Source organism: Saccharopolyspora shandongensis (assembly GCF_900106995.1).
In the GTDB taxonomy this organism is placed as follows: domain Bacteria; phylum Actinomycetota; class Actinomycetes; order Mycobacteriales; family Pseudonocardiaceae; genus Saccharopolyspora; species Saccharopolyspora shandongensis.
On sequence record NZ_FNOK01000027.1, the window covers coordinates 59,110 to 71,953 of the forward strand.

Here is a 12,844-nt window from a genome sequence, read left to right on the forward strand (position 1 = left end):
CCGGACCGGCGCGCGATCACCTTGCGGAGATCGGTCCATTGTGGTCGTCCGAATGCGCCTAGCGGCCCGGCCGCTAATCGGTAGGATCCGGATCATGCACAGCACTGGTCGGCTGCTCGCCGTGAGCGACTTGCACGTGGCGTTCCCGGACAACCGGGCGATCGTGGCGGAGCTCCGGCCGGAATCCCCGGACGACTGGCTGATCGTGGCCGGTGACGTCGGCGAGTTCGCCGCCGACATCGAGTGGGCGCTGCGGCTGCTCCGCGAGCGCTTCGCCACCGTGATCTGGGTGCCGGGCAACCACGACCTGTGGACCCACCCGAAGGACCCGCTGCAGCTGCGCGGCGAGCAGCGGTACCGGCACCTCGTCGAGCTGTGCCGCGGCCTGGGCGTGCTGACCCCGGAAGACCCGTACCCGGTATGGACCGGCGACGGCGGCCCGGCCCGGATCGTGCCGATGTTCCTGCTCTACGACTACTCGTTCCGGCCGCCCGGGGCGAAGAACAAGGCCGAGGGGCTCGAACAGGCCCACGCCAAGGGCGTCGTGTGCAGCGACGAATACCTGCTGCACCCGGACCCGCACCCGAGCCTGGACGCCTGGTGCCTGGCCAGGGTCGCTGAGACCGAGCGCCGGCTGGCCGAGCTGGACGACGGGCTGCCCACCGTCTTGGTCAACCACTACCCGCTGGTGCGGGAGCCGACGGACGTGCTGCACTACCCCGAGTTCGCGCAGTGGTGCGGCACCGAGCTCACCGCGGACTGGCACCGCCGCCACCGCGCGTCGTGCGTCGTCTACGGGCACCTGCACATCCCGCGGATCACCCGGCACGACGACGTGCCGTTCCACGAGGTCTCCATCGGCTACCCGCGGGAATGGCGCCGCCACGGCCACCCGCACGGCCTGCTCCGCCAGGTGCTCCCGGCGGAGGCGCGGTCTTGATCGGCGAGATCCTCCCGGGCGCGGCCCGCTTCGCGGAGGCCTTCGACGATCGCGTCGACGTCGAGCTGTTCCCCGAGGAAGCGGCCGTCATCAGCCGCGCCGTCGCCAAGCGCCGCACCGAGTTCGCCACGGTCCGGCACTGCGCGCGCGAGGCGCTCGCCGCGCTGGGGCATCCGCCGAGCCCGATCATCCCGGGCGAACGCGGCGCGCCGGGCTGGCCCGGCGGCGTGGTCGGCAGCATGACCCACTGCGCCGGATACCGGGCGGCCGTGGTGGCGCGCGCCGCGGACCTCGCGTCGATCGGCGTCGACGCGGAGCCTGACGAGCCGCTGCCGGACGGCGTTCTCGAAGCCATCGCCCGCCCCGAGGAACTGGAACTCCTGCGGCACTTGCCTTCGGGTCCGCACTGGGACAGGTTGCTGTTCAGCGCCAAGGAATCCGTGTACAAGACGTGGTTCCCGCTCACCCGGACCTGGCTGGACTTCACGGAGGCGTCCATCGAGCTGCACCCGGACGGCGGTACCTTCCGCGCCCGGCTGCTCGCCGAAAGCCCGGGCCCGCCGCTGCGGGAGTTCCACGGGCGCTGGCTGGCCGCCGGCGGCCTGGTCGTCACCGCGATCGCCCACACCGGGTGAGCGGCGGGATCTGCTCGTGCAGCGCCGCTGCGCGGCGGCTCGCTGGCGGCGTCGACATCAATCGTGGTCGGTGGCCTGCTTGGCGATCGCGCGGAGTCCGGTGACGAGGTCGTCGGGGGTCGGAGCGTTGTCCGGGTCCAGCAACCACTGGATCACCACACCGACCTGCATCGCGTAGTAGAGCGCCCCCACTGTCCTGGCCTGCTCCTCGTCAACGGTGTTCTCGTCGACCGCGTCGAACATGGCGACGTTACCGGTCCGCGCTGATCCCTTCGACCGTGCGCCGCCAGACGTCGGCGAAGCGTTCCAGGTAGGTCTGCTCCGGAGTGGCATCACCAAGAGCGCTCGATCGGTGGATCGAGGCATCGGCGTGCACGCACCAGAATGCGCAGCATGGAGTCCTACGACGTGGTCATCGTCGGCGCCGGGTTCAGCGGGCTGACCGCCGCACGCGAGCTGTCGCGGCGCGGCCGCTCGGTGGCGGTGCTCGAAGCGCGCGACCGCATCGGCGGTCGAACCTGGACCGACGACCGACTCGGCCGCCGCCTGGAAATGGGCGGCACCTGGGTGCACTGGCTGCAGCCGCACACGTGGAGCGAGATCACCCGCTACGGCCAGGCCGTCGAGCCGAGCCCGAGCTCGGAGGAGGTGTACTGGATCGCCGGCGGCGCGGTGCACCGGGGCAGTCCCGCGGAGTTCGACGCGCTGATCGAGCGTGGCATGGACCGGCTCGCTGCGGACAGCCGCACCTGGTTTCCGCTCCCCTACGAGCCGCTGCTGCGCGAGGACCTGGACCGCATCGACCACCGGTCGGTCGCCGACTACTTCGGCGGGCTCGACCTCCCGCCCGCCGAGCGCGAGGTGACCACCGGCGTCTGGGCGGAGCATTTCAACGGCCCCGCCGCGGTTTCCGGGCTCAGCCAGGCCATGCGGTGGTGCGCGGCGGCGTCGGGCGACTGGCGGCTGCTGCACGAGGCGACCTCGGGACACCGGCTCGTCGAGGGCACCGCCTCACTGGCGGCGGCGATGGCGGCCGACAGCGATGCCGACGTCCGGCTCGGCACGGTGGTCACCGCCATCGACCAGGACGACAGCGGCGCGACGATCACCACGACCGACGGCACCCGGCTCGCGGCCCGGCGGGTGATCTGCACGCTGCCGCTGAACGTGCTGGCCACCATCGACTTCCGGCCCGCGCTCGCGGCGGCCAAGCTGGCGGCGAGCGCCGAGCACACCGCGTCGCAGGGGCTGAAGACGTGGATCCGGGTGCGCGGCGAGGTCGCGCCGTTCACCGGCTACGCGCCGGACGACCACGACCTCACCTTCGTCCGCCCCGAGTACGCGGTCGACGGCGACACCGTCCTCGTCGCCTTCGGCACCCGCGCCCACGACCTCGACCCCACCGACAAGGCGGGCGTCGCCCGCGCGCTCGCCGCGTGGCGGCCGGACCTGGAGGTCGTCGACGTCGCCGGGCACAACTGGATGACCGACGAGTTCTCCCGGGAAACCTGGCCCATGCAACGCCCGGGCCAGCTCACGAAGTACCTGGCCGCCCTGCAACGGCCGCACGGCGCGATCCACTTCGCGGGCTCCGACCTCGCCACCGGCTGGGCGGGCTTCATCGACGGCGCGGTGGAATCCGGCATCCGGGCGGCCCGGCAGGTCACCGCCGCGCTGCGCGGCTCGTGAGTCACCGGTCAGGTCCGCGGCAGCGGGATGTGCGCGCGCTGGCGGCCTTGCGGGCCGTGCTCGACGAAGTCGGCGGCGAAGCGCATGCCCTCCTGGTACGCCTCGACCCGCGCGCGGCCGATCTCGGCCTCGATCTGCTCTGGATGCAGTTCGTCGGCCAGTGAACGCACCTCGGCGAGCCGCCGGCTGGTCTCGTCGTCCATACCAGTACCGCCCTTCCTCGTCGGGTCCCCCAGATCCTCTCGGCTTCCGGCGACTTCTGCACGATCGAGTGGCGGCGGGCGCCCGGATCGGCCGCGCACTATGGCCTCCGTCACGGCCCCGGCGGCGAATTCGGCAGTAACCGCGATGATCATCCGTCGTTGACCCGGTAGTGCAGGCGCGATCAACGTCGATCGCCCCGAACCCGGCGTTGGCGAGCTTTGCACGTGGAGAGGAACTTCATGAGCGCAGCGGAAGTCGAGCTTGTGGAGCAGGTGGTGGACACGGCGCGCTACCCGCTGTCGGACCCGGCGAGCGTCGCCTGGCGGGAAGCCGTCCACCGGGCCCGGCACGACCTGCGGGAAGACGGCTGCAGCGTGCTGCCCGATTTCATCCGCCCGTCGCGGCAGGAGGAGCTGCGGCGGGAAGGCGCGAGGATCGCGCCGCTGGCGCACTACGACGTCGAGGTCGTCAACGCCTACAACATCGACACGAACACCGAGCTGCCGGCGAATCACCCGGCCCGCACCACGATGACGCGCGGCAACGCGTTCGTGGCCCGCGACCAGATCCCACCGCACTCGATCATCCACCGGCTCTACACCAGCTCGCTGTTCAAGCGCTTCATCGCCGAGTGCGTCGAGCTGCCCGCCGTCCACGAGCTGGCCGATCCGCTGGCCGGGCTCTGCCTCAACGTGGTGCGGCCCGGCATGGACCACCCGTGGCACTTCGACACCAACGAGTTCGCGGTCAGCATGCTCACCCAGGAGCCGGAGGCGGGCGGGATCTTCGAGTACTGCGCGAACATCCGGTCCGCCATCTCGGAGAACTTCGCCGACGTCCGTGCGGTGCTGGCCGGGGACGGCGAGCAGCTGATCCAGCGGCTCGCGCTGCGCCCCGGCGATCTCCAGCTGTTCAAGGGCCGTTTCTCGCTGCACCGCGTGACCACCGTGCAAGGCCGCGAGCAGCGCCACTCCGCCATCTTCGCCTACAGCGAGCGGCCCGGCGTGATCGGCAGCGTCGCCCGGACCAAGCAGATCTTCGGCCGGGTCCTTCCGGCGCACCTGGCCGCCGAGGGCCGCGCGGTGCGGGGCGATCGGCTGCTGGACTGACGAGTCGACCCGTCGAGCCAGGAGGAGCACCGTCCGTGCAGTTCGATGCCACCGGCAAGGTTTCGCTCGAGCAGATCTACACCCGACCCGATCCGCGCGCCTACTTCACCACCTTGCGCGAACTCGATTACTGCATCCCGCAGCTGGCCAAGCCCTACTTCCTGAAGCTGGTGCAGGAATACCGCGAGGCGACCGGCATCGAGGTGCCGACCGTCCTGGATCTCGGCTGCTCCTACGGCGTCAATGCCGCCCTGCTGCGGTGCGACGCGACCATCGACGAGCTCTACGAGCACTACGGCAGCGACGAAGCCCGCGATGCCGACCGGGACCGGCTGCTGGCCCGCGACCGGGCATGGGTCCGCTCGCGCGGTCAGCTCGCCCGCACCCGGTTCGTCGGCCTGGACAGCTCGGAACCGGCGCTGTCGTACGCGCTCGCGGCCGGGTTCATCGACCACGCGGTGCACGCCGACCTGGAGGCCCACGACCCCACCGCCGCGCAACGCGAGCTGCTCGCCGAGGTGGACCTGGTCATCTCGACGGGGTGCGTCGGATACGTCGGCGAACGCACCCTCGGCCGGATCGCCGAGGCCGGAAGGCGGCCGTGGATGGCGCATTTCGTGCTGCGGATGTTCCCCTTCGACCCGATCGCGCGCCGACTGGCAGACTCGGGTTACGAAACCGTGCCGATGCCCGGCGTTTTCAAGCAGCGCCGGTTCATCTCCGAGCAGGAGCAGTCGTTGGTCCTGGACACGCTCTCGACCGCCGGGGTCGAGCCGCGCGGCATGGAGGCCGACGGCTGGTTCTACGCCGAGCTCCACCTCTCCCAGCCGCGAGAACACCGAGCGACCCAGCGAAGTCGAGGATGACATTGAACAGCAGTGAGACGTGGTCGACCAGCACCTTCGGCAACGAGGACCGGCTGCCCCGGGTGCCGCTGCCGACCCTGGCGGAAAGCTGCGAGCGATTCGTCGAGTGGTGCGCCCCGCTGCTCGGCGAGGACGAGCTGGCCGCCACCGAGGCAGCGGTGCGGGCGTTCCAGAGCCCGGGCAGCCCGGCCCACGCCCTGCAGGCGGCGCTCGAACGCTACGACGCCGAGGAAGGCGTGCGCAGCTGGCTCGACACCTTCTGGCCGTACCGGTACCTGGGCCGCCGCGACCGGATCGCGCTGAACGCGAACTTCTTCTTCCTGTTCCGGGAATCGGCGCAGGAGCAGGTCGAGCGGGCGGCCGGCCTCATCGCCGCGGCGGTCGACTACAAGCAGCTGCTCGACGCGGAGGCCATCCCGCCGGTCGTCCAACGTGGACAGCCGCATTCGATGGAGCAGCAGAAGTTCCTGTTCTCCACCACCCGGATCCCCGGCGAGGTGCAGGACTCGGTGCGCGCGCCGTACTCCGCGGAGTGGCCCGGACCGTCCGATGCCCGCCACATCGCGGTGTTCTACCGCGGCAACCTGTTCCGCATGCAGGTGCTGAGCGCGGAGGGCCGGCCGCACACGCCGGACGATCTCGCGGCGGGCCTGCACGAGATCATGAAGTCCGGCGCGGCGCGGGCCGAGACGGACACCTCCGTCGGTCACCTCACCACCAAGGCGCGAGCGGAATGGGCCGCCAGCCGGGAAGCGCTGCTGGCCGATCCGGGCAACGCCGCGGCGCTGGATGCGATCGAAACCGCGCTGTTCTGCCTGTGCCTCGAGGACTTCACGCCCGAGAACACGCTGGACGCCTGCGACCACCTGCTCCACGGCGACAGCGGCAACCGGTGGTTCGACAAGGCCGTGTCGCTGATCGTCTTCGCCGACGGCACCGCCGGCATCAACGTGGAGCACTGCGGCCTGGACGGCACCACGATCCTCGACTTCGTCGACACCCTGCTCCAGCACGAGCCGGAAGAGGGGCGCGCGGCACAGGGCCTCCCAGCAGTGGATCCGATCGAGTTCGTGCTCGACGCCGACCTGCGTGCCGACGTCCGGGCCGCGGCCGGGGCGTTCAAGGAGTACGCCGACAACACCGCGACCACCACGCTGTCGTTCGAGGACTTCGGGGCGAACCGGGCCAAGCAGCTGGGCATGTCGCCCGACGCGTTCGTGCAGATGGCCTACCAGCTGGCCCACAAGCGCTCCAAGGGCTTGACCGGTGCCACCTACGAGTCCATCGCCACCCGCCAGTTCCAGAACGGGCGCACCGAGGCCATGCGCGTCGTGACGCCCGAGGTGGTGCGGTTCGTCGCGACGATGGACGATCCCGACGCGGACGCGGAGACGCGCCAGGCGGCGTTCCGCGCCGCAGCGGAGAAGCACGTGGCGCGGGCGAAGGAGTGCCAGGCGGGACAGGCGCCCGAGCAACACCTGTGGGAGCTGCAGCTCATCCAGCGGCGACGCGGCGCGGAGCTGGGCGCGACCGAGCAGCTCGACCTGTACGAGACGCCGGGCTGGCTGAAGATGCGCGACGACTACCTGAGCACGAGCTCCGCACCGTCGACGAACATCCGGTACTTCGGTTTCGGTTCGACCAGCAGCCAGTGCATCGGCGTCGCGTACGTGCTGCTCCCGGATCGCTTCAACCTCTACCTGAGCACGCCGGAGCAGGTGGCCGACGAGATGCACTCCTTCGCCGAGCACCTCACCCGGGCGGTCCGCGAACTCCAGGAGCTCCTCGCCGCCTAGGCGAGCATCCCGGGCAGGACCAGAAAGGCGCAGGTGACAACCGGGCCCACCGGGCGACCTACGCCGAGAGTTGTTGGGCGATGCGGAAAGCCGTGTCGCGCACCTGCCGCCCGACGGTCGCGCAGCGGTTACGCCCGGCCGATGATCGTCGGGCGGCGCAACTCGTGCCCGGCGGGCTTGATCCACCCGGCCTCGTGCAGCGTGGCATGGACATGATCCACCTCTTGACGCGATGTCCGGCGCATCGTAGCGTCCAGATCCACCCGGTCCACATTACGGATCGACGGACCACATAGTGGACCGATTGAACCCGGAGGTCGCTCCATGACGCACGCGCCGCTGACCGGGATCCGAGTGACCACGCGATGAACAACCCCAACCCCGGCAAGCTCGATCTGCACACCGCCGAGCACATCGCCTGGATCACGATCGACAACCCGGGCAAGCGCAACGCGATGAACGCGAGTATGTGGCGGCAGGTCCCCGACCTGCTGGGCGAGATCGCGGGCGATCCGGCCGTCCGAGTCGTCGTGCTCACCGGCGTGGGCGACGCGTTCTGCGCCGGCGCGGACATCTCGGAACTGCACGAGATCGAGCGCCGGGAGGAGAGCATCACGGCGGCCGCGGAGCAGGCGCTGCTGACCTGCCCGCTGCCGACGATCGCGCTGATCAACGGGCTGTGCATCGGCGGCGGCTGCCAGCTCGCGGCGGCCTGCGACATCCGCATCGCGGGCACCGGTGCCACCTTCGGCATCACCCCGGCCAAGCTCGGCATCGTCTACCCGGCCTCCAGCATCGCCCGGCTCACCGAGCTCGTCGGGCCGGCGGCGGCGAAGCTCCTGCTGTTCTCGGCGGACTTCTTCGACGCCGCACGCGCGCTCCAGATGCGCCTCGTGGACGAGGTCACCGACGACGCCCGCGGCCGCGCGATCGCCCTCGCGACGACCATCGCCGGGCGCTCGCAACTGACGGTCCGGGCGTCCAAGGAGCTCGTCGACCTGGCCGCCCGGGGCGAGTCGGTGGCGGAACGCGCGCGGCACTGGCAGGACCGGTCCGCCGCGAGCGGCGAGGGCGCGGAAGGGATCGGCGCCTTCCTCCAGCGCCGCCCGCCGGACTTCCCGTACCGCGGTTGACCACAGTGGACACCAGCCGTTCCCGGACGGCGCGGGCGGGATCGCCGATGCGGCGGCCTGTAGGCTTCCCGCAGGTCGCCGCACGCGAAGGGAACGCACGATGCCCGTTGGTACGAACGCCGAGACAATCTCCACACTGGTCGAGACCGCCCGCCGCGACTACCGCGAGCTGGTGGACGCCGGACTGTCGTTCGACCTGACCCGCGGCAAGCCCTCGCCCGAGCAGCTCGACCTGGCGGCCGGCCTGCAGGAGCTGCCCGGCGCCGGCCGGCACACCGCCGCGAACGGCACCGACTGCCGCAACTACGGCGGCCTGCAGGGCCTGCCGGAGATGCGGGCGCTGTTCGCGGACTTCCTGCAGGTTCCGGTGGAGCAGCTGCTGGCCGCGGGCAACTCCAGCCTTGAGCTGATGCACGACTGCCTGGTGCACGCGCTGCTGAGCGTCCTGCCGGGCGCCGAGTCGCGCTGGGCCGACCAGGAGCGCATCGCCTTCCTCTGCCCGGTTCCCGGCTACGACCGGCATTTCGCCCTCTGCGCCCGCTTCGGCATCGAGATGATCCCGGTCCCGATGACCGCCGACGGGCCCGACATGTCCGAAGTGGAGCGACTGGTCGGCGAGGACCCGGCGATCAAGGGCATCTGGTGCGTGCCGAAGTACAGCAACCCGGACGGCACCTGCTACTCGGACGAGACGGTGCGGCGGCTGGCCGAGATGAGCACCGCCGCCCCGGACTTCCGGATCTTCTGGGACAACGCCTACGCGGTGCACCACCTCACCGACGAGCGGGTGGAGATCGCCGATCTCCTCGGGGCCTGCGCCGAAGCCGGAAACCCGGACCGCGCCTTCGTCTTCGGCTCGACCTCCAAGATCACCTGGGCCGGGGCCGGTGTCGCGTTCTTCGGCTCCTCGCCGGCCAACCTCGACTGGCTGCTGGCCAACAACTCGAAGCGCTCGATCGGCCCGGACAAGGTCAACCAGCTCCGGCACGCGCTCTTCCTCAAGGACGCCGACGGGGTGCGCGCCCACATGGACCGCCACCGCGCACTGCTGCAGCCCAAGTTCGAGGCGGTGCTGGGCATCTTCGACGAGGAGCTCGGCGGCACGGGCCTGGCCGAGTGGACGTCCCCGAAGGGCGGGTACTTCATCACGCTGCGGGTGCCCGACGGCTGCGCCAAGGAGGTCGTGCGCCTGGCAGGTGAAGCCGGGATCGCGCTGACCCCGGCCGGTGCCACCCACCCGCACGGCGTCGATCCGGACGACGCCGTCATCCGGATCGCCCCCAGCTTCCCCGGGCTTCAGGAGCTGGCGCAGGCGATCCGCGGCCTGACCACCTGCGTCCGCCTCGCCGGCTACGAGAAGCGCCTGGCCGGCTAACGACCGGTGACCGCGGCGAACGCCTTCCGCAGGGTCGCGGGATCCGCGCTTCCTGGTGCGCGCCAGGCGATGAAACCGTCTGGCCGCACCAGCAGGGCGCCGTCGTGGTCCACGTTCGCCGAGGACGCCCAGTCCCCGTCGAGTCGCACGGCCTTCAGCCCGATCTCGCGCGCCGCCGCGGCCCAGTGGGCGCCGCCGGGACCGGTCAGCACCGCGAAGCGGGATTCGACCAGGTCCAAGGTGGACACGCTCGTCCCGTCCACCCAGCTGTGCGGCAGCCGCGAGCCGGGCGCGCCGTCGAGGCTCGCGGCGACGTCCTCGGTGGACGGCACGTCGACCACCGGGTCGATCACGGCCGAGGAGTCGTACCGGTAGGCCATCGTCACCACCGGCGAGTTCCACATCCCGACCGCGGCGCGCTCGGCGACGGCCGCCGGATCCCAGTGCAGGCGCGGGTTCTCCCAGCGCAGCCCCGCCTGCCGGGTCACCAGCTCGGCGACCGCGTGCCGTTCCTCGTGGTAGCTGTCCAGCAACCGGTCGCCCGCCTGCCCGGCCAGCACCATGCCCAGCTTCCACGCGAGGTTGTGCGCGTCCGCCAGCCCGGTGTTCAGGCCCATCGCCCCGAGCGGCGTGATGGCCCGCGCGGCATCGCCGACCAGGAACGCCCGGCCGGACCGGAACTCGTCCGCCATCCGCACCGTCGGCCGCCACGGCAGCGCACTGATGATCTCCACCGGCACGTCCGCGCCCAGCGCGACGCGGACCGCCTCGGCGCACCGCTGCGCGGAGAGGTCGCCGACCGCATCCAAGCCGACGTGCCGCACCCAGCGCTTCTCGCCGACGGACAGCAGCATTCCCGGGGCGTCCGGGTGGCGGATCTCCACCATCGTCGGCATCGAGCCGAAATGACCCACGAGGTCGGCGTCGAACAGGATGTTCACGTTCGTCTCGCCGATCTCGCCCGGGCCCGTGGTGGTGATCCCCAGCGCGTCGCGCACCGAGCTCCTCGCGCCGTCCGCGCCAACCAGGTAGCCGGCGCCGATCACCCGCCCGTCGGACAGCGTCGCCGACACACCGTCGGCGTCCTGCTCGACGCCGGTCACGGCCACGCCGAACTCGACGGTCGCCCCGCGTTCGCGGGCCGCCGGGATGAGCGCCGAGTCGAGCCGATCCTGCGGGTAGTGCCCGTGCGGCATCTCCGGCGAGGCGTCGGAGGAGATCGGCGGTTTCGCGTATCGCCGAGCCTGGCTGCGGTCGATCTCGGCGACCGTGCGCGCGTCCGCCTTCCACATCTCGGTCGAGCGGACGGCGACCTCGTCGATCGCGTCGCGCAGCCCGACCTCGCGGAAGAACTCCAGCGTCCGCGGGCTGATGCCGAGCGCGCGGGGATGGTTGGACGGCGCGGAGCGGCGCTCGACGACCAATGACGGCACGCCGTGGTGGCCGAGGAACACGGCCAAGGCCAGGCCGACGGTGCCGCCGCCTGCGATGAGAACCGGTACCCGGGACATGGGGCCTCCTCAAGCTTGGGAACACTGTGCCCATTTTGGGAACACTGTACCCGACGCGTACACTGTGCCCATGCCCGCCCGATCACAACAGCCCGCGACCCTGGTCTGGATGCGCGACCGGGAGCGCGGCAGCCGCCCGGCGCTCAGCGAGGAGAAGATCGTCCGCGCCGCGATCCGGCTGGCCGACGCCGAAGGCATCGACGCGCTGTCCATGCGGCGGATCGCGACCGAGATGGGCTCCGGCACCACCTCGCTGTACCGCCACATCACCAGCAAGGACGAGCTGATCGAGCTGATGGTCGACGCGGTGTACGGCGAGATGCCGCCACCGGACCCGCCCGGCGAGGACTGGCTCGCCGACCTCACCGAAGTCGCGCGGACGTTCCGCGCCGCGCTGCTGGAACACCCCTGGCTGGCGCAGCAGGCGTCGCGGCGTCCCGCTCTCGGCCCGAACGTCATCAGGCAGTCCGACCACGCGCTCGCCGTGGTGGGCCGGGCGACCGACGACGCGACGCAGGCGGCCGTGGTCGTCGCCTCGGTCAACACCTTCGTGCTCGGCTCGGTGGCCTCGGAGCTGGCCGAGCTGGAGGCGCAGCGCACGACGGGCATGACCGAGGACGAATGGCAGAACTCGGTCGGCGCCTACGTTCGGCAGGTGGTCGACTCCGGACGGTTCCCGCACTTCAGCCGCCGGATCCTGGACGCCGACGAACTCGAACCCGACGACCGCTTCGAGTTCGGCCTCGGCTGCCTGCTCGTCGGCATCGCCGCCGCGCTCGGCTGCCGGTGAACAGCGAGTTATCCGGGTCAGCCGAGGTCGGCGACCTCCCACAGGCCCAGCGCCTTGTCCGCGTACCGCCCGTCGCCTTCGACGCAGCCCTCGACGACCAGTTCCAGCGGGGCCGGGAAGCCGAAGGGCGCCAGCTGGAAGTTCAGCGGGCGCCAGTCCCCGGTCTCCGCGTCGACGTTCACCGCCAGCTCCGGGAACGTCGTGGTCAGCAGGTACCGCGCCCCGCTGCGCCGGATGTTGCGCAGCGCGGCCCGGATCTGGTCGAAGGTGAGGTGCACCAGGCAGTCCCGGCACAGCACGAGGTCCGCCGCGGGCAGCGGATCCGCGGTGAGGTCGAGGATCTCGAACCGGCGTTGCGCGCCGCCGTAGCGATCCCGGTTGCGCGCAACGAGTTCCGGCACGATGTCGGCGCCGAAGTAGGTTTCGACGCCCAGGTCGGTGGTGCTGAGCCAACCGAAATCCCCGCAGGGGACGTCCGCGACGGTGCGCACGCCGCGCCTGCGCAGCAGAGCGGGGATCTCGGCCCGAATGTGCTCGGTCGCGGCGTTCTCCGAACCGTTCCCGGAAACGGATTCGTCGCTCCCCCACAGGTTGTGCCGGTAGATGTAGCGGAACACCTCGCCGGTCTCCTGCTGGAGCAGGTTCTCGCGGTGCTTCCGGTAGTTGACGTTCGGCAGCAGCTCCGGACGCCCCCAGCCCATCGCGGACTCGCTCATCCTCGTCGTCCCTTCCACAGCTCCACGGCCGCCGCCGCGACGGCCCGGCACCCCGACCTTGGCACAGATCGCGGAGCGCG

Annotated in this window: 13 protein-coding genes; 9 read left to right on the forward strand and 4 right to left on the reverse strand. The window is 71.3% G+C overall.

Annotated elements, in window-relative coordinates; translation table 11 throughout:
- Positions 1 to 94 precede the first annotated feature (94 nt).
- Both BLW84_RS25885 and BLW84_RS25890 read left to right on the forward strand, forming a co-directional pair.
- On the forward strand, positions 95 to 940 hold the full coding sequence (locus BLW84_RS25885) for a metallophosphoesterase family protein (protein WP_093270023.1): 846 nt from the start codon (positions 95 to 97) through the stop codon (positions 938 to 940).
- Complete coding sequence (locus BLW84_RS25890) at positions 937 to 1,575, forward strand: 4'-phosphopantetheinyl transferase family protein (RefSeq protein WP_281247444.1); 639 nt, start codon at positions 937 to 939, stop codon at positions 1,573 to 1,575. Before BLW84_RS25885 ends, BLW84_RS25890 begins: the two co-directional genes overlap by 4 nt.
- A gap of 57 nt (positions 1,576 to 1,632) precedes the next feature.
- On the opposite strand, the gene BLW84_RS25895 is transcribed toward BLW84_RS25890, so the two are convergent.
- Entirely contained in the window at positions 1,633 to 1,818 is a 186-nt protein-coding gene (locus BLW84_RS25895) for a hypothetical protein (RefSeq protein WP_093270028.1), read from the reverse strand.
- A 141-nt stretch (positions 1,819 to 1,959) separates the two neighbouring features.
- Here BLW84_RS25895 and BLW84_RS25900 point away from each other — a divergent pair, with 141 nt between their 5' ends.
- Entirely contained in the window at positions 1,960 to 3,264 is a 1,305-nt protein-coding gene (locus BLW84_RS25900) for a flavin monoamine oxidase family protein (RefSeq protein ID WP_093270031.1), read from the forward strand.
- An 8-nt stretch (positions 3,265 to 3,272) separates the two neighbouring features.
- Here the strand turns inward: BLW84_RS25900 and BLW84_RS25905 are convergent, their stop codons facing one another.
- A complete protein-coding gene (locus BLW84_RS25905) occupies positions 3,273 to 3,467 on the reverse strand; it encodes a hypothetical protein (protein ID WP_093270033.1) in 195 nt (64 codons plus the stop codon).
- A 240-nt stretch (positions 3,468 to 3,707) separates the two neighbouring features.
- Between BLW84_RS25905 and BLW84_RS25910 the strand changes: the two genes are divergently transcribed.
- The 5 genes from BLW84_RS25910 (at position 3,708) to BLW84_RS25930 (ending at position 9,747) form a co-directional block, all read left to right on the forward strand.
- A complete protein-coding gene (locus tag BLW84_RS25910; protein ID WP_093270036.1) occupies positions 3,708 to 4,577 on the forward strand; it encodes a HalD/BesD family halogenase in 870 nt (289 codons plus the stop codon).
- 35 nt (positions 4,578 to 4,612) lie between these two features.
- Complete coding sequence (locus BLW84_RS25915; protein ID WP_143061105.1) at positions 4,613 to 5,443, forward strand: class I SAM-dependent methyltransferase; 831 nt, start codon at positions 4,613 to 4,615, stop codon at positions 5,441 to 5,443.
- Complete coding sequence (locus BLW84_RS25920) at positions 5,440 to 7,239, forward strand: choline/carnitine O-acyltransferase (protein ID WP_093270038.1); 1,800 nt, start codon at positions 5,440 to 5,442, stop codon at positions 7,237 to 7,239. The genes BLW84_RS25915 and BLW84_RS25920 overlap by 4 nt, the downstream gene beginning before the upstream one ends.
- 365 nt (positions 7,240 to 7,604) lie before the next feature.
- Positions 7,605 to 8,372: an enoyl-CoA hydratase/isomerase family protein gene (locus tag BLW84_RS25925; protein ID WP_093270041.1), complete on the forward strand. Its 768-nt coding sequence runs from the start codon at positions 7,605 to 7,607 to the stop codon at positions 8,370 to 8,372.
- Between the two features lie 100 nt (positions 8,373 to 8,472).
- Positions 8,473 to 9,747, forward strand: coding sequence for an aspartate aminotransferase type Ic (locus tag BLW84_RS25930; protein WP_093270045.1), 1,275 nt, complete (start codon positions 8,473 to 8,475; stop codon positions 9,745 to 9,747).
- Here the strand turns inward: BLW84_RS25930 and BLW84_RS25935 are convergent.
- Entirely contained in the window at positions 9,744 to 11,258 is a 1,515-nt protein-coding gene (locus tag BLW84_RS25935; RefSeq protein ID WP_093270047.1) for an FAD-dependent monooxygenase, read from the reverse strand. The genes BLW84_RS25930 and BLW84_RS25935 overlap by 4 nt on opposite strands.
- A 70-nt stretch (positions 11,259 to 11,328) precedes the next feature.
- On the opposite strand from BLW84_RS25935, the gene BLW84_RS25940 reads away from it, so the two are divergent.
- Positions 11,329 to 12,048, forward strand: a complete 720-nt coding sequence (locus BLW84_RS25940; protein ID WP_093270050.1) for a TetR/AcrR family transcriptional regulator — start codon at positions 11,329 to 11,331, stop codon at positions 12,046 to 12,048.
- Positions 12,049 to 12,065: 17 nt separating this feature from the next.
- Here BLW84_RS25940 and BLW84_RS25945 read toward each other — a convergent pair whose 3' ends face one another.
- Entirely contained in the window at positions 12,066 to 12,764 is a 699-nt protein-coding gene (locus BLW84_RS25945; protein ID WP_093270052.1) for a class I SAM-dependent methyltransferase, read from the reverse strand.
- Positions 12,765 to 12,844 lie beyond the last annotated feature (80 nt).